Genomic DNA, 21,471 nt, shown 5'->3' on the forward strand with positions numbered 1-21,471 from the left:
ACCTTTTTAGTATTAGACTTTATTGATCTTGAACATCAGTCAAGTGATCCAGTTTCTTCTGGAAATATTCACCTTGCAAGAATCTGACATCTACATTCCACGCATTTGCAAAAGAGTTCATATCATTTAGATTTTTCAGTAGCAATTCAATTGGCTTGATTGCATGATATTTTTCAAGGGTATGCTGGAATTGCGTCATAGTCGCATCACTATTAAGCTGCTTTGTAAACTTCTCATCCAGCGTTACTAAGCTCACATCCAATTGTTTTAAGATGGCTTCACTTGAAATGCTCGAACCAAAACGTCGAATTGAAATTTCGGCACCATGATCACGTAAAACGCCAATTTGCTTTTGAGTTTCTAAGATATTTTTTGCAATATCTTCCTCATCAAATTGTAAAATCAGTGGATGAGATTGGCGGCTTCCAACAATGGTCAATAGTTTAGAAATAAGCTCAGGGAACTGTTTGTCATGGAACAGCACATGACGATTTAAATTGACGATTAATTTTGCTTCTGGATATTGAGTGATAAAGTTATGTAATTGCTTACATGCTTCGACTAAAATCCAGCGATCTAATTTAATTGAAAGCTCAATATCATCATCTAAATCAATTAAATTACTTACTTTTTTCCACTGATTTTCAAAAATAAAACCGCTACTGACTTCATAGGTATTTAAATTGCTATCTTGTTTGTCATAAAGCTGTTGGTATTTTAGCTGAATCTCACCTTTTTCAAGCGATTGGGCAATTTGACCAAGAATCGCGGAGGTTTTAAAGATATGTGGCGCTGGTGTTTCTTGAATTTGAACTTGTTTCTCTACAGCTGTATTTTCAACTTGAGGTTTTGAGGTAAATTCAATGGAGTTACTTTGTACTTGCAGCGGTTCTGCTTGATCTAATTTTGGCTCAAGCAATGACAATTCAATTTTAGTGTCCTGTAAAGTTGCCGTTAATTGTTGCTCGGATACTGAGTCTTTTTTTGCCAGACGATGATTATAAGCTTGTTCTAAAACGTCGTTAAAACTTGCTTCTGTAAAGCTGTTTTGCTGTATGTTTGAATAGCCAATCTTAATATTCAGTGGGTAGGTATGACCATCAATTTCCAATAATTGCGGCTTTTCTAAAGCATGCAGCCCATGAACACGAGATTCTAAAATGGTGTCAGACTCAGCTTGTAAAATCACTGCATACAACAACATATCAATTTGATATACCGTGGTATTGGTTTGTTCTTGAATAAAGTTTTTAAACCCTTCTAAGTATTGAACGGCTGTTTTCCAAGGAGAAGTTAAAATATTCTCAGGACAAGCGGCAAAGCTAAACAGTACCAATGCATTCGATTTGGCAGGTTGGTTGATTAAAGCGTACTGAATTTTTTGCAGACTAGTTGCGACAGCACTGATGCTTTTCTTATTCGATTCGGATGATTGTGCTTGCGGTTTTTGACTTGCAGAATTGATCTCAATGGTGATTTGAATACAGTCTTCTTCATCTGAAGGCAGAAATTCAATTTTTAATGGATTTTCAGATTTAGCATTGCTATTCAGTGTATCAATTTCAAAACGTGCTAAATCAAAATTACCTTGAGAAATCTTTTTAAAACGTTGTTTAAAATCATTGATATTCTTTGGTTTTAAAATATCTAATACAGGTAATCCAATAATTTCTGCTTCATCTTTTAGACCAAACAATTTTAAATATTCAGCATTGGCTTGGGTATGGATACCTTCCTGAATTAAGGCAATCGCTTTATGTTGTTCTTCAACCAAGGCTTGAGCTTGATTTTTTGCACTTTCAAGATCGTTTAAAAGGTGCTTTTTCGCTTGTAAGGTACGGCTATAAGACAACGCACGGATTAGGCTAATATAAAAACGATCGGTATATTCTAAATTAACAACATCATAGATGCCTTTTTGAATATAGGACTGATATTGGTTGGTTTGATAATCTTCAGGTTTTAAGAACAAAACAGGCAGATCAATATCAGCAGAGGCTTGAATTAAGGTAATGGCTTGCTCAATTTTGATGTCATAAGCACGACCAAAAATAATCAAGTCCCATGAGGTATTGAGTTGTTTTTCAAAACTTTTTAAATCATCCAATAAAAGCGCTTGTACTTGATGATTCTTACTTTGAAAAAGATCAATAATTTGATTATAACGAATCTGGTTATCATCAATAATGAGTAATCTAGTTTCAGAGAGTTTTAATTTTTTCGATAATAATAAATTTCTCACTTTAAAGCTTCCCATACATCTTGATTATTCAAATTGGCAGATTGGTGTTGAATGAACTGATCAATGCGGTCATTTTCTTCATCATTGATCAATTCAAATTCGTACTGAATAAAGCTCTGGGTAATTAACAATGTTTTTGTTAAATACACCTTAATTTCTTCAGTGTCTAAACGTAGATAAATTGCTTGTTGTTCTTTGAAGAACGGTAAATTTGGCAAAATAATAGAAACATTGGATTCATTTAAATTTTGCACTTGAACCATAAGGCAAGGGTGGTAGTTAATCGTCGAACGATCAGCTGGAACTTTTACCGCACATGGGTAGATGTCTTGAGCTAAAACCTCTAAACCCACTTCATAGGTTTTTTTAACAGATTGTTTGATCCAACGAATGATCGCACCTTTCCATTTGTCATTGAGGCTTTCATTGACCAAGATAAATTCACCCGTGCGTAAATTTCGTGGGGTTTCATCTGACCAGCGAATACGATAACCGTTTACACTAATATCCAGTACTTGGGTTTGATAGATCTGTTTTGCTTCACGGTCTAAAGTTTTGATTTGTCCTAAGTTCGATGCTGTGCTTGAGCCTGTTGAAATCGATGAATGAATATTGGACTCAGACTGAAATGCATAATTATTATTTAAATTAAGTGTTTCATAGAAATTCTTAGCTTTGGATAAATAGAAGTGTGCGGTTTGTAAGCTAAAACAAATTTGAAGTTGTGCAGAGTATTCATAACGCTCATGTTGACGTTCAGTTGTTGTACCCAAGACATTTTGCACATGAAATTTTAACGCAGCAGATAAATAGATTTGTTCATTTTTAGACAGATATTCGTCTTTATGAATCGTTGAATTAATATGTTCAAGCAGATTCTGTGTAGAAATATACAAAGAAGTACGGAAATTCGCATGTTGTTTGCGATTATAAATTGGTGGAACGTCTTTAGAGCCATCAATCACATAACGCGATAAGCTGGTTTCTCTTGGTAAAATTTGGATCAGTTTGACCCAATCAAAAGTACATTGATAAAGTGCTTGTGTTTCTGAAGGGCGAATCTGATGCGTATTAAAAATATCCAAAAGCAGCACTTGTGCATAGGCTTGCTGGATATTTTGAATGGTAAAATGTGTACCTTGTAATTGGTTGATATTAATATTAAATTCTTGGTTTTTAACCGCAAGCTCATAAAGATGATGTGTGGTGAGCCATTGATGGGTCAATGGACCACTGTAGAGCATTTGCTGTTGAACCAACAATAAACCAAGTTGTTCTAAAGCATAAAAGGTTGCAAGTGTACGCGCTGTTTGTAAATTTCGTTTTTGTTTAAAATTAAAAAATGAGAATTTATTTGAAACCAGTGTTTGATGACTTCTTCGCACAATATTGATATAGACGTTGGCAAAATAGGTGCGAATTCTAGAGGATAAATCAATAATATGTTCAATACGCGCATTTTGAGAAAGACCTTGATTTAAGATGTTTTTTTCAAGGCTTGATAAAATGCTTTCGGTAATTGGGTGTAAAACTTGAATTAAATCAAAGCGTAGCATTTCGCTACAATCGAGTTCGCTGATTTCACAAATCGCTTTTAAGACCGACTCTGAGGTATCGCCAAGTTGCATAATAGACAGTGTGGCCACCCATGCATTGACAGATGCCACCGAATTTTCTGCAAAACTTAGACTTTCTCGTTGTAGAACCGTGATATTTTGAAAAATTTCTGAAATTTCTTTATTTATCATGAGCATTTCAACTCTTAAAAGGTTGTGACTCCAAACAGCGGTGTTTTATTATTTTCTCCCGCGACTTCTCGAACCAATTTAGGAACTAGATAACCCGGTAAACTGGCCAATACATCCTTATAAATCTGATCAATTTTTTCCGCCCCTAAATCGAAATGATGCGCACCTTTTACTTTATCTAAAACATGAAGATAATACGGTAAAATTTGTGCTTCAAAAAGTCGTTGACTTAAATTAACAAGAGTTTGTGCAGAATCATTCACACCTTTAAGTAAAACGGCTTGATTCAACACAAGAATATTTTGTTTTGCTAAATGAGATAACTTTGCACAAGTCAAATTATCTAATTCAGCAGGATGGTTCGAGTGTACCACTAGAATTACACGTAGCCTACTGTTTTTCAATAAAGAAACCAGCTCTTCATCGATTCTTTCTGGAATTACAATTGGAACGCGTGAATGAATTCTCAAGATCTTAATCTGACTGAGAGATTCTAGACGTTCTATCCAAGTGGCTAATTTTCGGTTAGATAAAGTTAATGGATCGCCTCCACTTAAAATCACTTCATTGATTTCAGGATGAGCTTCTAAATAACCTTTAATGTTCAACCAGTCTTCATTTTTAGGTAAATTTTCTTGGTATGGAAAATGACGACGGAAGCAATAACGGCAGTGCACGGCACATGCACCGGTGAGGGTCAGTAAAAAACGTGATTTATACTTATGTAAAACCCCAGGAATTTGATTGGCTTGTTCTTCATCAAGTGGATCTGTGACAAAGCCTTCGTGTTCTTCCATTTCCAGATGATGTGGTAAAACTTGCAATAAAAGTGGATCTAGGGGATTGCCAACTTCCATCTTTCTGACAAATGCACGGGGCACACGTAGTTTAAATTGTCCAGACGCAAGGATTGCACCAGACAATAACTGTGCTTTAGAAAGTTCGAGTATTTCTAACAGTTCTAATGGATCAGTAATTAAATCACTGAGTTGAGATTGCCAATTTTGCTCTTGATATAAGTAATTTAACATGCCACGTGCGATAAATAGTTGAAGATAGAGGAAAGCGGATGGTATTGCTTGTTCAGATTGAATCTGTCAGGGTTCAATTTGAAATATTTCACTGGAAAAATGCTTTCAGTACAGCTGATTTGTATTGAACAGCTGTGAATCACCAATGAATCGAAGATTTTACCCTCAATCTGACCGAACATGGGTATTTTTTCATTGCTTCACGATGTATTGCTCATTTAGAATACGAAAAATGTAAAATACATTCTTTGCTGTTTGGAATGATCACTGTCACAAATCGGGTGATTTGCTGATAGCATCGCAGTAGAGATTTAAATTAGTAAGTTCGGAGTGTGCCTTTCATGGCCTATTATTCTACAAATGATTTCAAAGCTGGCCTAAAGGTTATGCTTGATGGTAACCCATGTTCAATCATGGAAAACGAATATGTAAAACCAGGTAAAGGTCAAGCGTTTAACCGTGTAAAACTACGTAACCTAAGATCTGGCAAAGTATTAGAAAAAACTTTTAAATCAGGTGAATCTTTAGAAGCAGCTGATATTGTAGAAGTAGAAATGGATTATCTCTACAACGATGGCGAATTGTGGAACTTCATGGATCCAGTATCTTTCGAACAAATTGCTGCTGATAAAGTTGCAATGGGCGATGCTGCAAAATGGTTAAAAGACGATTCAAACGAAAAATGCACAATTATGCTATTTAATGGTATTCCATTAAACGTTAGTGCACCAAACTTCGTTGTATTGAAAATCGTTGAAACTGATCCAGGTGTCCGTGGTGATACTTCAGGTGGTGGTGGTAAACCAGCTAAACTTGAAACAGGTGCAGTTGTACGTGTTCCATTATTTGTACAGCAAGAAGAAAGCGTTCGTGTAGACACCCGTACTGGTGATTACTTAGAGCGTGCTTAATCATTTTATTGAAAAATGATGACGCTGAGGGATGATGAAAATCATCCCTTTTTTATTGCACATAGATTGAATTGGTATACGGCTTTTTAAAAGTACAAGCCTTTATAAAAATAGCGAATATCGGCTAAATTTTCGACTAAAGTCGTAGATCGACAGCCTATAATTAATAGTAGAGTCAGAGAGTCGGATGATTACATTGATGATAAAAATAACAAAGTCGCGATTTAAGTCACTGTGATGTCATGCTAATAGTACATATTCAGACCAGTTTTAATGCCAAAGTCTTAGATGAAAACAAAAAAATGAGGAGTAGAGTCACCAAGGAATGAGTCACGGAAATGCATTACGCTTTATAAAAACAATGGAACTGCTTTTTGTAATCAAGATGTGAGGTTTTAATGGAAAATATTCAAACAAAATCATCACCCTTATCAAAATTGATCTGGGTGATTGTCGCCATAATTGGTGCAGTATCTTTTGGAATCCTTGCAGTCAGCAAGGGTGAGCATGTCAATGCGGTTTGGCTAGTGCTTGCAGCGATATGTGTCTATAGCATCGCCTATCGTTTTTATAGTTTATTTATTGCGACCAAAGTTTTTGAACTGAATCCTCGGCGATTAACACCAGCACATCGTTTAGCAGATGGCTTGGATTATGTCCCGACCAATAAATATGTACTTTTTGGTCACCATTTTGCTGCTATTGCAGGAGCGGGGCCATTGGTTGGGCCTATTCTTGCTGCCCAAATGGGTTATTTACCAGGAACAATTTGGCTTTTGGTCGGGGTTGTTCTTGCTGGTGCAGTTCAGGATTTCTTGGTTTTATTTATCTCTACACGTCGAGATGGGCGCTCACTTGGTGAAATGGCAAAGCAAGAGCTGGGTTCATTTGCTGGTGTGGTAGTGATGCTTGGTGCATTAGGTGTGATGATTATCATCCTTGCTGTATTGGCATTGGTGGTGGTGAAAGCACTGGCACATAGTCCATGGGGTGTGTTTAGTATTGCTGCGACGATACCGATTGCCTTATTTATGGGCATCTATATGCGTTATATCCGTCCGGGCAAGATTGCAGAAGTTTCTATCATTGGTTTTGTGTTGATGATGGCTGCCATTGTTTATGGTGGAAATGTTGCTGCGGATCCTTATTGGGGACCATTTTTCACCTTAACTGGAACACAACTCACCTGGGCACTCATCATTTATGGATTCGTGGCTTCGGTTCTACCTGTTTGGCTGTTATTAGCACCGCGTGATTATTTATCAACATTCTTGAAAATTGGTGTAATTGCGGGTTTAGCAGTGGGTATTATTGTTGCAATGCCAATGTTAAAAATGCCGGCTGTTACGCATTTTGTTGATGGTACTGGCCCTGTATTTGCTGGATCCATGTTCCCATTCTTATTTATTACCATTGCTTGTGGTGCGATTTCTGGTTTCCATGCCTTAGTCTCGTCTGGAACTACACCTAAACTGATTGATAACGAAGTCAATATTCGTGTCATTGGTTATGGCGGTATGTTGATGGAATCATTTGTTGCAATCATGGCAATGATTTGTGCAACAGTGCTTGAACCGGGTGTTTATTTTGCGATTAATGCGCCAGCGGCAGTATTGGGTACTACAGTAGAAAGCGCAGCAGAAGCAGTACGTACACTTGGTTTTGTGGTTACACCTGAAACATTGAGCTTGCTGGCAAAAGAAGTGGGTGAAAGTACGATTCTTTCACGTACTGGTGGTGCACCAACATTTGCAATTGGTATGGCTCACATCATCACGGATATTTTTAATAATCGTTCAATGATGGCGTTCTGGTATCATTTTGCGATCTTATTTGAAGCGCTGTTTATCTTAACTGCTGTCGATGCAGGAACACGCGCATGTCGTTTTATGGTACAGGATACGGTGGGTATCGTTGTTCCAGCACTTAAAAACTCACACAACTTTGTGGGGAATATGATCGGTACTGCGGTTGCTGTCGCTGGATGGGGTTTCTTTGTTTATCAAGGTGTAGTCGACCCACTTGGTGGTATTAACAGCTTATGGCCTTTGTTTGGTATCGGTAACCAAATGCTTGCGGCAATGGCTTTGATCTTAGGTACAGTGATTTTATTTAAAATGAAGAAAGAGAAATATGTATGGGTTACCATTATCCCAACAATTTTCTTATTCATTACCTGTATGACTGCGGGTTGGCAAAAAATCTTCCATACCAATCCTAAGATTGGTTTCTTGGCTCAGGCGGATAAATTCTCAACCGCAATTGCCAATGGTGAAATTTTAAAACCAGCCAAAACACTTGAAGAAATGCAAACCATTGTATTGTCCAATCAAATCAATGCTGCACTGTGTGCATTCTTTATGATTGTTGCGATTGTGATGCTGTTTGCTGCTATTGGCGCAATTCGTCGTGCATTGGCAAGTCCTACACCAACAGTAAATGAAGCTCCAGCGGTATATGCAGATCCTGAAGAAGTGTCTGTTTCTAAATCACACTAAGTTGATATTACAGATAGAGTGAGAGGTGAGTGATGAAGCTTAAGTTTGCTCAAGGTGGTAAAACGGTGATTTATAAAATCATCAAGATGACCATCATGTCTCAAAAGGAGCTAATTTTTAATCCTAAAAATTGGTCTAGAATTGCAACATTATGGACACGCTTACAACAAAGTTTCCGTTTGATGGTGGGTGTTCCAGATTATCAAAATTATCTGGAACATATGAAAAAGCATCATCCCGATATGGATGCAATGGATGAAAAGACTTTTCATCGCTATTGTGTAGATGCCCGCTATCCAACGGCTGGTGGAACAATGAAGAAGTGTCCATGTTGATGGAAGGGATAAGTTGATTTAAAGCTTAAATAGAAACGGCACTTGGGTGCCGTTTTTTATTGAAGATGAGCGAAGTGATTTATCGGTTTAACGCAATAACAGCACACTTCATGATGAGACTTGTCGTATAACTGACAGTTGGCAAAGCCTAACTCCGCTAGAATCATGCAATACATATAAATGAAAAGGAGACTGCTATGAAAATCTGTATTTATGGTGCTGGTAGTATTGGATGTTATATTGGCGGTCGATTAGCAGCGGTAGGTGCTGATGTGAGCTTTATTACACGTCCTCGTGTATATGAAGAATTGAGGACGTCTGGTTTAAAACTGACAGATTATACTGGTAAAACGATAAAAATCGCGGCAAAAGATTTACAGCTTAGTGTTGATCCTAAAATAGTCACAGATGCTGACATTATTTTTGTATGTGTAAAATCTGCTGCGACTGAGCAAGTGGCCAAGGAACTTTATAACAACTTGGGCGCACACAGACCCTATATTGTGAGTTTTCAAAACGGGTTGAGTAATGTTCCGATTTTAAAGCGGATTTTAAAACATCATTCGATTTTAGAAGGTATGGTGCCTTTTAATGTTGCAGTCCAAGCAGTTGGGCATTTTCATCAAGGGACATCTGGTGCGTTGCATGTGAAAGCGTATACACAGCAACAGGATTTAGCCAAGCTTTTTAAACAAGCAGAATTAGAAATTGTTTTTAATCAGGATATGCTTGCGGTGCAATGGGCAAAAATTTTGCTGAATTTAAATAATTCAATTAATGCTTTATCAAAGTTACCGTTAAAACAACAATTGTCTAATCATCAATATCGACAATGCCTTGCTATGGCGCAACAAGAAACTTTACATCTCTTAGATTTAGCACAAATCAAGCCAGCAAAACTCACAGCAATTTCGGCACATCTATTGCCTAAAATAATCAGTTTGCCCAATTTCATTTTTAAAATATTAAGCCGTAAAATGTTGGCAATCGATCCCTTGGCGCGTTCATCTATGCAAGATGATTTGATGGCAGGGCGAACAACAGAAGTGGACTGGATCAATGGGGAAGTTGTTCAGCTCGCCCAACAGCTAGGTAAACAAGCGCCTATCAATAAAACCTTAATCGAATTGATTAAACAGGCTGAAATTTCAGGAAGTGAATTTTCAATTGGTGCGCACGATTTAAAAACAAAGTTAGAACATGCCGCAAAATTAAAAGTTTAAAATTTTGCTTGATGGGGGAAGCTATAAATTTTGAAGTGTATTCAGCAAATGAAAATGATGAGATGAACATAAGGATTTATAGCAGGCAAGATTGAGTATTCCTTAAAACCGTGTATGTTAAGGAAGTTACAATAATTTTATTGGGGAAATAAAAGGTGATTTGGGGAACAACACAAGTAAAAGTATCAGAACAACATAGCACTGTATCAAATTTAGATCTCGCTCAGTTTTACCCAAAAATTGATGACTTTTTAAGTCAAATCAACCAAATTATTTTAGATAAAAGTCATCAGACCAAACTGGCACTCTGTAGTCTATTGGCTGGTGGGCATTTACTTTTTGAAGACTTACCCGGACTTGGAAAAACCACCTTAGCCAGCAGCTTGTCACGTTTAGCAGGTCTCGATTTTCAACGGATTCAGTTTACCAATGATATGCTGGCAAGTGATGTGATTGGGATCAATATGTTTAATCAAAAAGAACATCAATTTGAGTTTAAACATGGTCCAATCTTTACCCAAATTCTGCTTGCAGATGAAATTAACCGCTGTAGCCCTAAAACCCAAAGTGCTTTGCTTGAAGCAATGGAGGAGGGCAATGTCACTATAGATGGTACACGTTACCCTTTACCACAACCATTTTGGGTGATTGCAACACAGAACCCACTTTTTCAAAGTGGAACCTATAGTTTGCCAGAGTCACAACTTGATCGTTTTTTGATGCGACTGTCTTTAGGCTATCCATCACGCGCAGCAGAAAAACTATTATTACAGCAAAACTCGCGCCATGATTTGATTGAAAAGTTAAAAGCGATTTTCCAACATCAGGAAATTTTGCAATTACAATGTGTGGTAAATCAAATTACATTGAGTGATGTTGTTTTTGAATATATGCTTGATCTAGCAGAAGAAACACGTAAAGGTCGTCATGGCTTATCTCCACGTGGGTTATTGGCATTAAAAAAATCAGCACAAGCCTATGCCTTGATTGAAAAAAGACAATTTGTAATTGCAGATGATGTACAGGCAGTGTTTGTTGCTGTGGTGTCGCATCGTATAGGATTAGGTGAGTCTGAGACACGAGCACTTATGCAAAAAGTTCCTGTAAAGGGCTAATTGGAAACGCTTATGTTAGGTCAACGATTTGTTAAATGGCTGCATCTTCGGTTTCGCTATACAGGAACCCGTACACTGAAACAAAACCAAGTGTTGGTGTTTATGTACCAGCAGGGTTTTTTATATCTGGTCCTTATTCTGATTACTTTTATCGCTGGGATTAATTATGCCAACAATTTAATTCTTGGTTTTTGTTTTTTAATCAGTGCAATTTTATGTATTAGTTTCTATCTCAGTTTTAAACAATTACATGCGATTACATTAGATGTGGTTGTCGATCAGGTAGGTAAAGTCAATGAAGTTTTTAAGGTGAAAATTAACCTACAACAAGATCGTGCTACGCCTAAGTTTTTAAACTTTAAAATTGATGAACAATTACAATCTTTTCTATTTGAAGAAAAACAACAAAGTTTTGAATTGAATTTTATCCCACAACAACGAGGTGAATTTTCAGTTCCCCCAATTCAAATTTACTCTACATATCCGCTCGGTTTGGTGCGGGCATGGACATATATTTATTTAACGGAAAGTTACTGGATTGCCCCTGAAGCGAAGCCTTTAACCCATCAATCACAGAATTATTCCAATACAGGTGAGCCTGATTTAGATGAATTTAAAGAGTTAAGGACTTTTAAATCAGGTGATTCATTGCAAAGCATTTCTTGGAAACAGGCCGCGCGTGGACAAGGATTATTTGTAAAGCAATTCGATGATTTGGTTGATACCCATGCGATGCAAATTGAATATAGCAAAATGCCAAGCGCAGACCATGAAGAGAAGCTAAGTTTTATGATGGAGTTGGTCGATCGATGTCATCAGACGGAAACACCGTACAGCATCATTTTACCGCATGCACAAACTGAAAATGGGATTGGAGAACAGCACTATATTCATATCAAAACCTTATTGGCGCAAGCATGAGGATGAACAATGAATAAATCGATACAAATTTCAATTTTAGTTGTGCTGAGTTTGATTTGGTTGGCACAGCTGGCTTATATGCCTGTTGCATTGTCTATTTTATTCCTCATGAATATAGTGGCTTTGGCGCTGTATTATGACAAAACCAATAAACATCAAGTCTATAATCTGCCTCGATTATTTACACAAATCCCAAAATTAGTTTTTGCACTTTTAGCCTTACTTATCATTTACTTTGATTCCCGCACTTTTTTAGGCGTAGAAGCAGGTACAGCCGTTCTCTCCACATTTTTATTTGCGAAAGCACTAGAAACCAAATCAAAGCGTGACTTTATTATTCTGTTTAACTTTGCTTTGTTCGTCAGTGCCAGTTTATTTTTACACAGCCAAGCCTTTTGGATGGCACTGTTAGTTTTATGTTGTTTAATCAGTTGTTTGGTTGGACTGTATCGTGTACAAATCGCTAATTTTGAAATAGAGCAACCTGTTTTCCAGTCACTTAAAAGTGATTCATTGCATATTCTTAAATTTATTGCTTTGGCACTGCCATTCTTTGTTTTACTGTTTATGTTTTTCCCGCGTTTGCCACCACTTTGGCAAATCCCCATTCCCAATAATAAAGCGGTAACGGGATTAAGTGATCGCATGTCACCGGGTGATATTGCTGAGCTTTCACAGTCAAGTGCATTGGCATTTCGAGTTATTGGCAATATGCAGCAATTGCCAAATCGTAATGAGCTGTATTGGCGAGCGATGGTGCTTGATCGTTATGATGGTACAACGTGGACAAGTGAGTTTGCCAATAAACAGGTAAAAGCTTATTCCAAGATCGCAGGGCAGATTGATGGATTTCATTATCAATATCTTGCCAGTGATCCAAGTCAGCAATGGATTACCGGTTTGGAAAAGTCGATTCCAATAGAACAACGTTTTGAGTTACACCAAGACTGGTCGATTACACCAAAACGACTGGTACAACGTACCCAGCCAATTGAATTGCAGTGGGTGGGGAGTCAGGTTAGAGATATTCAGGATGCACATTTTGAACAGATGATGCTGAAAAATAATCTCAGTTATCCAAAAAAGAGTGATCTACAAGCCCAGAAGTTTGCTTTAAATCTGTTTCAGCAGAGTCAGTCTAATCCTGAAGCTTATATTCAGAATGTATTGAACTGGTACAAGAAAGAAAATTTTGTTTATACACTTGCCCCAGGTAGGTTGGGGAATAACCGCGTTGATGAGTTCTTGTTTCAATCACGGCAAGGGTTTTGTGAACATTATGCCTCAAGCTTTGTCTTGCTGATGCGTTATGTTGGAATTCCAGCGCGTGTAGTCACAGGCTACCAAGGCGGTGAGCTGTCTCCTGATGGTCAAAGTTGGGAAGTACGTCAACTAGATGCACATGCTTGGGCTGAGGTGTATCAACACGGGCAATGGCAACGCATTGATCCAACAGCCATCATTGCACCGATGCGTATAGATCGTGGTATGCAAAATGTGATGAATGACGATCGTTCGATTTTTGGTGATGCGGGCTATTCAAATTTACGTTTTCAGCATTCATCGTTGCTTAGAACGCTGCGTGTTTGGAGTGACTATGCTAGTTTTCAATGGCAGAGTAAGGTTGTCGGTTACGATGCAGAGAAGCAAAGTGGCTGGATGAAGAAGCTTGGCTTAACATCGGCTTATAGTTATGGTTTGGTTTTAATTTTTGGAATTCTTGGATTACTGTTGATCTATTGGGGTGTGACGCAATTTTGGCGCACTCGTCAAATGTCAGCGCTTGAGCGAATCATTGCTCAATTTAATCATCAATTATCTGAGGTTGATCAAAAAGCAGAGTCAGAAACCTTTCAACAATGGATGCAGCGTTTAGCCTTGCAGACTGAACAAAACCATCTGTTTGAACAAGTGAATCAGATTTTTCAAAAAATTGTCTATTTAGGTAATGAAAATCAACAGGATATTCAAAATATCAAGAAATTGCTTAAAGAGTGTGCGAATGCATTAAAAGTAAAGAAATAAGGCTTGTCATCTTATTAAAAAATGAATAATATTCTCAGCACTTCAGGTGTATAGCTCAGTTGGTTAGAGCGCTACGTTGACATCGTAGAGGTCAGCAGTTCGAGTCTGCTTATACCTACCATATATTTTTCAAAGACTTATAAGTGAATCAAATGCTTATAAGTCTTTTTTTTTGCCTATTTGTCGCATTTAATTGTTGGTAGAGTTGGAATTATTGGTAAAAAATGGCAATATTTCTATGCCATTTGCGACAAGTCTGCGACAAAAATGAAGCTTCCAACGCCAAGAAAACGAGGTGAAACGTATACTATTACGGTTTCATATGAAAATAAAAGATACTACTGCACAAGAGACACTGCGAAAGAATGTGAGCAATGGGCAGCATTAAAATTATTAGAATTAAAATCTCAATCTAGAATTGAGTCTGGCGAAGTGAAACCAAAGTTTCTATTTCGTGACCTCAATACAAAATATTATCAAGATGTTGGTCAACACAATAAATCAAAAAGTTCACGGGCTTGGATTGCAGGTCAATATAAGAATTTTGAAAATAAATTTGGAGCTTTGGCACAAAAATCAATATATGACATAACTCCTAAAGATTTGACAGCTTGGCGAAATAAGCGAATGAAGGAAGTTGGTGAAAATACAATTCTTAAAGAAATCTCACATTACAGTGCAATATTTTCTTACGCTCAAAAGGAATTATTTCTCCTGGATGAAAACCCTTGGTTTTTGATTAGTAAACCATCTAAGCCAGCCGCACGAAACCGCAGAATACATCCATCCGAAATTGACTTAATTCTAAGCGTTATGGAATACGAAAGAGGGTGTGAGCCAGTATATCCACATCATTATGTTGCTTGGGGTTTCTTATTTGCAATAGAAACAGCAATGAGGCGTGGGGAAATCCTGGCAATGAATAAGATAGACATAAAACAGGGATATGTTCATCTGCCAGCTACTAAAAATGGTGAAGCTAGAAATGTTCCACTTTCTGAAGAAGCCAGGGCATTGCTGGATCTGATTAAGCATGATGGAAGAAAGATCATTCCACAGTCAGAAAATGCTTTTAGGCAAACTTGGGAAAAACGTAAAGCTGAAATTGGCTTAAATCAATTACATTTTCACGATACTAGGCATGAAGCGATTTCAAGAATGGTCAGGGTAAGAAAGCTACCAGTTGAGATTTTAGCTAAAATAACAGGGCATAAGAAAATTGATGTGTTAATCAATACTTATTACAATCCGAATGCTGATGATTTGGTTGCAGCTTTCAACGGTTAAAAATAAACCCGCATGAAGCGGGTATTTTTTAATTTTTGCGTTTAGGGCCACGTCGAGATTTTGTGTTTTTCAATATTACTTCAGCAGCGTCAGGATCATACATGTGTTTTCCATTGCTGCCTTGGTTGATTGAAATCAAACGTGTACGGATTGTTTCATCAGATAAGCCATATTTTGCAACAAGTTCTGCTACAGACACTAATTTACGTTTTTCTAGTTTAAGTGCGGTAACAGTTCCACCTAGCAGGATTTGACCTAACACAACTTGAGGTGCGCAGTCGGCTTCAATGGTGACGATAAACTCAGGCATCTAACTTCACCTCCTTTTTTTTTCGTTTTGAATTCTGGTTTCTAGTAAATTCACGTTGGCAAATGCTACAAAGTTGATCTTTGCCTTGTTTGCGAATATTGAAATTTTGCTCACCATGTTTCTGACATTTACCAACAAACTTTTTTTGGCCACTTATCCAGGCTAACTCACGTGCTTTGCGATTAAACTCGCGACGATTTAAGCTATTGTCTGGTGTGTATGTTGTATTGTTTGTTTGGGGTTTTTGCTTTACAGAATTATTCTTTTTTTCTGCATGAGATTGTTCAACTGAATGAGTCATGATTAAACGTAACGAATATGTGTATGGATCTACACCATTCTTTTTACATGTATTCAAATACTCAGAATGACCAAAGGGAATTTGAACCGGCTCATCAAGATTCTGGCTCTTTAAATACTCTTCGACTTTGTTGGCCAACTCAATTGACTGCAATTTTTTGGCGAATACATCGTGATCAATATTAGTGTTCATTTTTGATCCCCAAGTCATAGTGAAGCCGTTCAGCAGTTTTTTGATCAACTGTAGCTACAGCAATATGAGATCCACCGAAGTGAAAAGAACAAACCCAATCCTTGTCTTGTGGGCGAATAGCAACGTTTGTCACTTTTGTAATGTCGATTGCATGTTTTACTTGGTTTAAATCAATGAATCTAAGCATTAGAGTTTCTCCAGGTAATCCACTGCAATGAATGCGGCAAGCAATAAAACGGTTAAGAGAGTACCGATGATTAATTCGTTTTTTGTCATGACACATACCCCAATGCTTCTTTTGTATTTTTCAAGTATTTAGCAATGTCTTGACCTGTTACAGATTTGCGCTGGAGCTTTGGCCAAGTGTCTATTACTGATTGCTCAGGTACATCGGGTGCAAAATCTTTCTGAGACTTTGTAATATTCAGAGCCTTATTCTTTTTAACGTTCATTGATTCTCTCCAATCGTTTGGACACGAGTGGCTTGAGCAATTTCATACAACCATTTTGACTTATCTGTTAAGTCAATAAATTCATAGTCATATGCTGCATCAAGAAATGCATTTGCTTGAGCGATAGCTGTGCTGAAATCGTGTTGATTAGTTGCATTGCGAATAGCTTTCACAGCTGAGGAAATTTGTGTGACAGCCTTGTTTTTGTAGAACCAATGATCATTTATTGCTGGCTGAGCAAAATCATCAGCGTGTAAACGTGCATATACAGTTTTATCAAAGCTTGTCGGCTTAATTTTAGACGAAGATTTATTCATGATTTCCTCAAAGAAAACTTAATTTGTTTAATTAAATTAAGATAACTTAATTTTAATGTCAATATAAAAATTAAGACAAGTTAATGTTTTTTGAAGTCTATGATTTTTTAGGTACAAAAAAGCCTGCATATGCAGGCTTATTTAAAAAGAATTAAATAAATTTTTTGGGTGGAGTAAATTTCCCAACATATTTACCTTTGTAAATAAAATCTTCTTTCAATGGGATGATGTTAGGATGGAAATTCTCATTTAATGCCTTCAAATGTAAGCTGTTAAATTCTCTTACTAGAGCCTTAAAAGTAGCCTCATCATCCTGACATACCGCAATCATTTCCCCATGCTGAACATTATCGAAGGGTATATCTGGATTTATACAAACAAAATCACCATCCTTAAATTCTGGTGCATTACTAATACCTTGACAGATTAAATAGAAACTATTTTTACTTGCATCAGGCGGAGCAGGTAACCACATTTCAATTTCATGAGGTGCAATGCTTTTAACATTAGTCATTGTTCCGCATTGAATGTAAGTCAAAACTGGTAACATTCTGGTTACTGGTCTGAAGTCTGATACATTCTCAGTATCTTCAGTTTTCCCATACATAATAAAATCAATAGTTGTATCGAGATTTGGTGCAAGTAAAGTTAAATGTTCATGCTTGGGCGTATTAACATCATTTTCCCAATTAGATATTGAAACATCCGAAACACCTACTTTTGATGCAAGTTCTTTCAGAGTAAATTTCTTCTGTTTACGCAGCTTTTTAATTCTAGTGCCTACAGTTTCCATAAAAAGAACCTTAAATGATCGAATATATAAATTAACTTATCTTAATTCTTGACGTGGAAAGTTAAATTGGGTTTAATAAATTAAGTTATCTTAATTTTTGAGACCAACATGACATTAGATGATGCTAAAAAACAGTTGAACTGTAGATTTAATTACGAGTTGGCAGATCTTCTCGGAATTACAAACGCAGCTATTTCAGGCTGGAATGAACAGAACATTCCTGAATTACGTGAATATCAAATTCATAAAAAAGCTGCTGAGTTACAACAGGCTCAGCACTTGCTTGTAAATCTACAGTTAAGCGCTCAACAAAGTAATATCTAAAATGGGAGCAAATTGGATATGAAATCATTTTTATCAAATTATGCAGCAGAGCATGCTGTGCTTCCGCTGGATGTTGCTTTATATCGTGCTTGCAAAGACAGACATGGAAGTAAGTCAGCAATAGCTGAAATATATGGATTCAACTCAATGACATTTAGCAAAGCAGTTGATGTCAATAATGATCATTTTCATTTAAAACCTGAGCAAATTGAAGCGATTGCGTCATATACAAAAGATATTCGCATTTTACAAAGCATGGCTTCGATGTATGAGAATGTTGCAATTTATCAATATCCTAATTATGAAATTATTGGAGACTGTTCATTTCTCGCAAACATTGGCGAAGTCTCGAATAAGGTTGGTGAACTTTTTAATGGTTTAAGTGAGTCGTTAAAAGATCACATCATTACTGAAGTTGAAATGGCAATGATTGAAAAGCATGCCATGGAACTGATCAGTGCAGTGGCAACGTTGAAAAATTTGGCACGTAAGAAATCTGAAAATGATCTCAAACATGAGGATCATTAAATATGGCTTTAACATTTGATCAAGTTCGAGATGCAGCAATTGGGCGTTGGCGTGATTGTATATTTCCAGCATTTGGAATTGAAGTTCCACGTAATAAAAATACACATGGTCCTTGCCCGATCTGTGGGGGTAAAGATCGTTTTAGGTTTGATGATCAACAGGGTAAAGGCACATGGATTTGTAACCAATGTGGAGCAGGTGATGGGTTTTCTTTAGTAGAAAAATCAAGAGGCTTGAAATATTCAGAAGTTTTAAAAGAAGTTGGCGCTGTATTAGGGCTTTCTGCTGAAAGTAAAGTGACTGAAGAAGATCGAAAAAAATGGCGTGAAAAATCCGAGCGTTTACAACTGGAACAAGCTCAAAAAGAAGAGAAAGAACGTGAAGCGGCAGCCAAGCGTGCAAAACGGACATGGTCATACAAATCTGTAGATCGTGACTGCCCATATTTAGAACGCAAGCAAGTCCTTAATCATGGCTGTAAAGTCAATGGAAAGGGGAATTTGGTTATTCCGCTTTTCGATATAGACGACAAAATTTGGAATATCCAAGAAATCCATGCAGATGGACATAAGCCATATTTACCTGGTGGACGTATTAATGACTGTTTTTTTCTGATTGGTCAAATTACGGCACCAAATCAGATTATTTGTTTTGTTGAGGGTTATGCCACAGGTGCAAGCGTTTATGAAGCAACAGGACGCGCCACAGTCGTAACATTTCAGTCAAGCAACATCGACAAAGTCGCTAAACAATTCAGAAAGAAATATCCAAATGCTCAGTTTGTATTTTGTGCTGATGACGACAGTCATTCAAATCCTCCAGATGCGGGACTGAAAGCTGCTAATAAAGCTTTGGCTGCGACTGGCGGTATTGTGATTTTACCCAAATTTGAAACAGTGGAGTCAGTATGAGTGACGAAGAAATTATTGAGCAGCCAACAGCAACATCAAAGCCACCATCTGATTTCAATGACTTGCATATGCTACGCGGGCTTGAAGCGGTGCGCGAGCAGATTGAGAGCGGAATTTCATCTCAGCTTTCTGCTTTTGCTGTTTCCCCACACCCCTTAGATTCAGCCGACCAAACTTTGGGGCAATTGTCAGGAAATGATGTAGCTATCGAAAAATCCGATAGTGATTTTAAGTTAGATTTTGCACCACCAATGAATGATCCTACTCAGAATAGTCAGCAAACAACAATTAGTGAAGGAGATTTTAGGGTTCTTGACCCAAATAGTCCTGAAGCTAAACTAAAAAATGCATTGGATAGATATGCTGTGATTGCATGTAGTAATGATGCATTTGATTTAAAAACAAATCATAAATTTAAGATTTCTTCACTTAAACATACATTGAGTAGCATCTTTAAAGTTTGGTATGCCCATGATGACCGCAAAACGCTTGAAAAAGATGAAGTTGAAAAATTATTAATTGAAGATGCGGGGCATGTTGCCCCTAATATGAGTAAAAATTGTATTTTGCTTAAAGGTGAAACATTTTTATATGACAAGTCGTTGAATCGAGTAGTGTCTTGGTCGGCTTCTCAGCTTATGTATCCGAATGAATATAAAAAATGGATTGAAAGTCCGACTCGAAGTGAAATTGATTATGAAAAATTGATCTTTGATCCGACGCGAAAAATTGACATTGACCAAAATTACATCAACACATTTGAGGGGTATGCAGTCAACGGGTTGCTGGATCAAGACGGGAATCCGTATGAATTTTCAGATGTGCGGTCACGATGTGCAGGAATATTGAAAATGATTTGGTGTTTGTGTAATGGAGATCTTGATATTGAAAAATGGTTAATTCAATGGCTTGCATTTCCGCTTCAAAACGAAGGGCAAAAGGCACATAGTGCGGTACTGATGGCTAGTCATATTCAAGGATCAGGTAAAACGACATTATTTGAAAAGGTCATGGGCGGAATTTATGGAAAATATCATCGGGTGATTACATCGCAAGAGTTAGAGAGTCCACAATTTAATGGGTGGTTAAATAATGCAGCTTTTATTTTTGGTGAAGAAATTGCAACAAACGCGACCAAATACAACGTTACGCCTTATCTAAATGCCTTGATTACAGCTAAAAGTGTAACGATTAATGAGAAGCAACGTCCTCAGAAACAGGTTCCTGCTTATTTTAATATGGCATTTGCTTCAAATGAGAATATCCCTTTTCCTTTACACGGTGAGGCTCGCCGATGGTTTGTGATTGCACCTGCGAATAAATTGGATGAAAAGTTAAGTGAACAAGTATATAGCGAAATAGCGTCAGATGGATTGGATGCATTTTATACATACTTGATGACCTACTCACTAGATGGTTTTAAGCATGATAAGCCACCAATCACGGAAGCAAAAAAGGCGTTAATGAATGCAAGTAAGCGGTCCATCGAAGTTTTTATTGATGAATGGGTTGCTGGAGAAACCAAATATAAGTATGTCAATTGTAAGGCAAGGCAGTTATATGACTCATACAAAGAATGGGCATCATCTACATTGGAGCACAAATATTCGTATCGAAAATTTACTGAAGATATGAAGAAAATTGATGGGATAAAATTGCTTGAAAAACAGCGTTGGAGATATGGTCGTGAGGAAGAGCAATCACTTATTGTGTGCGTAAATGAATGCCCTGCTGGTGAAAATGCAATGGACTGGTACGGCATTGGTGTGAATGAATTTGAAAAAGGAGTTCCAAATGTTCTTACCGCATGATAAATTAAATACTACTGATTTTTTCAGTAAAACAATAGCTTGTACGCTATTAGATGTGAACGATGGGAATGACAAAAATCCTCGTTCACACGTTCGTTCACACGGTAATGCACTGATTAATAATAGTAAAAATGTGCAATGTGAACGAGTGAATAAATTTTCGCGCGCATACGTGAGAATTTATTTTCCTTCCCGC

Annotated in this window: 21 protein-coding genes and 1 tRNA gene; 13 read left to right on the forward strand and 9 right to left on the reverse strand. The window is 37.2% G+C overall.

Going from position 1 to position 21,471, the window contains the following annotated elements; all coding sequences use genetic code 11:
- Window positions 1-19: 19 nt before the first annotated feature.
- Genes AS4_RS08490 through epmB form a run of 3 tightly spaced genes read right to left on the reverse strand, consistent with a single transcriptional unit; the run spans window position 20 to window position 5,021 of the window.
- Window positions 20-2,257 carry an EAL domain-containing protein gene (locus AS4_RS08490; RefSeq protein ID WP_096733860.1) on the reverse strand — a complete coding sequence of 746 codons (2,238 nt, stop codon included), beginning with the start codon at window positions 2,255-2,257 and terminating at the stop codon, window positions 20-22.
- Window positions 2,239-3,990 carry a hypothetical protein gene (locus tag AS4_RS08495; RefSeq protein ID WP_034612070.1) on the reverse strand — a complete coding sequence of 584 codons (1,752 nt, stop codon included), beginning with the start codon at window positions 3,988-3,990 and terminating at the stop codon, window positions 2,239-2,241. The genes AS4_RS08490 and AS4_RS08495 overlap by 19 nt, the downstream gene beginning before the upstream one ends.
- Window positions 3,991-4,004: 14 nt before the next feature.
- Window positions 4,005-5,021 carry an EF-P beta-lysylation protein EpmB gene (gene epmB / locus AS4_RS08500; RefSeq protein ID WP_034611889.1) on the reverse strand — a complete coding sequence of 339 codons (1,017 nt, stop codon included), beginning with the start codon at window positions 5,019-5,021 and terminating at the stop codon, window positions 4,005-4,007.
- Window positions 5,022-5,362: 341 nt separating this feature from the next.
- Here epmB and efp point away from each other — a divergent pair, with 341 nt between their 5' ends.
- The 9 genes from efp to AS4_RS08545 all read left to right on the forward strand — a co-directional run bounded on the left by efp (window position 5,363) and on the right by AS4_RS08545 (window position 15,336).
- The gene (gene efp, locus AS4_RS08505; protein WP_004721246.1) at window positions 5,363-5,932 is read left to right on the forward strand and encodes an elongation factor P; all 570 of its coding nucleotides are present in this window, start codon (window positions 5,363-5,365) and stop codon (window positions 5,930-5,932) included.
- 398 nt (window positions 5,933-6,330) lie between these two features.
- Entirely contained in the window at window positions 6,331-8,430 is a 2,100-nt protein-coding gene (locus AS4_RS08510) for a carbon starvation CstA family protein (RefSeq protein ID WP_004820734.1), read from the forward strand.
- Between the two features lie 32 nt (window positions 8,431-8,462).
- Complete coding sequence (locus AS4_RS08515) at window positions 8,463-8,765, forward strand: YbdD/YjiX family protein (RefSeq protein ID WP_004721243.1); 303 nt, start codon at window positions 8,463-8,465, stop codon at window positions 8,763-8,765.
- Between the two features lie 197 nt (window positions 8,766-8,962).
- Entirely contained in the window at window positions 8,963-9,988 is a 1,026-nt protein-coding gene (locus tag AS4_RS08520) for a 2-dehydropantoate 2-reductase (protein ID WP_096733861.1), read from the forward strand.
- A gap of 155 nt (window positions 9,989-10,143) precedes the next feature.
- Window positions 10,144-11,103, forward strand: a complete 960-nt coding sequence (locus AS4_RS08525) for an AAA family ATPase (protein ID WP_096733862.1) — start codon at window positions 10,144-10,146, stop codon at window positions 11,101-11,103.
- A 12-nt stretch (window positions 11,104-11,115) separates the two neighbouring features.
- A complete protein-coding gene (locus tag AS4_RS08530; RefSeq protein WP_096733863.1) occupies window positions 11,116-12,024 on the forward strand; it encodes a DUF58 domain-containing protein in 909 nt (302 codons plus the stop codon).
- Window positions 12,025-12,033: 9 nt separating this feature from the next.
- Window positions 12,034-14,049, forward strand: a complete 2,016-nt coding sequence (locus tag AS4_RS08535) for a transglutaminase family protein (protein WP_096733864.1) — start codon at window positions 12,034-12,036, stop codon at window positions 14,047-14,049.
- 44 nt (window positions 14,050-14,093) lie between these two features.
- Window positions 14,094-14,170, forward strand: a tRNA-Val gene (locus AS4_RS08540).
- Between the two features lie 146 nt (window positions 14,171-14,316).
- On the forward strand, window positions 14,317-15,336 hold the full coding sequence (locus AS4_RS08545) for a tyrosine-type recombinase/integrase (protein ID WP_096735498.1): 1,020 nt from the start codon (window positions 14,317-14,319) through the stop codon (window positions 15,334-15,336).
- 28 nt (window positions 15,337-15,364) lie between these two features.
- On the opposite strand, the gene AS4_RS08550 is transcribed toward AS4_RS08545, so the two are convergent.
- From AS4_RS08550 to AS4_RS08575, 6 genes are all read right to left on the reverse strand, one after another.
- Window positions 15,365-15,646 (reverse strand): DNA-binding protein, encoded by a 282-nt coding sequence (locus AS4_RS08550; protein ID WP_096733865.1) that lies wholly within the window; start codon window positions 15,644-15,646, stop codon window positions 15,365-15,367.
- Window positions 15,639-16,139 carry a hypothetical protein gene (locus AS4_RS08555; protein ID WP_096733866.1) on the reverse strand — a complete coding sequence of 167 codons (501 nt, stop codon included), beginning with the start codon at window positions 16,137-16,139 and terminating at the stop codon, window positions 15,639-15,641. Before AS4_RS08555 ends, AS4_RS08550 begins: the two co-directional genes overlap by 8 nt.
- Window positions 16,129-16,326, reverse strand: coding sequence for a hypothetical protein (locus tag AS4_RS08560; protein ID WP_096733867.1), 198 nt, complete (start codon window positions 16,324-16,326; stop codon window positions 16,129-16,131). Before AS4_RS08560 ends, AS4_RS08555 begins: the two co-directional genes overlap by 11 nt.
- An 85-nt stretch (window positions 16,327-16,411) precedes the next feature.
- Window positions 16,412-16,591 (reverse strand): hypothetical protein, encoded by a 180-nt coding sequence (locus AS4_RS08565; protein ID WP_096733868.1) that lies wholly within the window; start codon window positions 16,589-16,591, stop codon window positions 16,412-16,414.
- Window positions 16,588-16,908, reverse strand: coding sequence for a hypothetical protein (locus tag AS4_RS08570; RefSeq protein ID WP_096733869.1), 321 nt, complete (start codon window positions 16,906-16,908; stop codon window positions 16,588-16,590). The genes AS4_RS08565 and AS4_RS08570 overlap by 4 nt, the downstream gene beginning before the upstream one ends.
- Before the next feature lie 151 nt (window positions 16,909-17,059).
- Complete coding sequence (locus tag AS4_RS08575) at window positions 17,060-17,701, reverse strand: LexA family protein (protein WP_096733870.1); 642 nt, start codon at window positions 17,699-17,701, stop codon at window positions 17,060-17,062.
- Window positions 17,702-17,809: 108 nt separating this feature from the next.
- On the opposite strand from AS4_RS08575, the gene AS4_RS21885 reads away from it, so the two are divergent.
- Genes AS4_RS21885 through AS4_RS08595 form a run of 4 tightly spaced genes read left to right on the forward strand, consistent with a single transcriptional unit; the run spans window position 17,810 to window position 21,275 of the window.
- Window positions 17,810-18,025: a Cro/CI family transcriptional regulator gene (locus AS4_RS21885; RefSeq protein ID WP_096733871.1), complete on the forward strand. Its 216-nt coding sequence runs from the start codon at window positions 17,810-17,812 to the stop codon at window positions 18,023-18,025.
- 18 nt (window positions 18,026-18,043) lie between these two features.
- Window positions 18,044-18,553: a phage regulatory CII family protein gene (locus AS4_RS08585; RefSeq protein WP_096733872.1), complete on the forward strand. Its 510-nt coding sequence runs from the start codon at window positions 18,044-18,046 to the stop codon at window positions 18,551-18,553.
- A 2-nt stretch (window positions 18,554-18,555) separates the two neighbouring features.
- On the forward strand, window positions 18,556-19,464 hold the full coding sequence (locus AS4_RS08590) for a primase-helicase zinc-binding domain-containing protein (RefSeq protein ID WP_096733873.1): 909 nt from the start codon (window positions 18,556-18,558) through the stop codon (window positions 19,462-19,464).
- Complete coding sequence (locus tag AS4_RS08595) at window positions 19,461-21,275, forward strand: DUF5906 domain-containing protein (protein WP_096733874.1); 1,815 nt, start codon at window positions 19,461-19,463, stop codon at window positions 21,273-21,275. Before AS4_RS08590 ends, AS4_RS08595 begins: the two co-directional genes overlap by 4 nt.
- Window positions 21,276-21,471 lie beyond the last annotated feature (196 nt).

It is taken from the genome of Acinetobacter guillouiae (assembly GCF_002370525.2).
Lineage (GTDB): Bacteria > Pseudomonadota > Gammaproteobacteria > Pseudomonadales > Moraxellaceae > Acinetobacter > Acinetobacter guillouiae.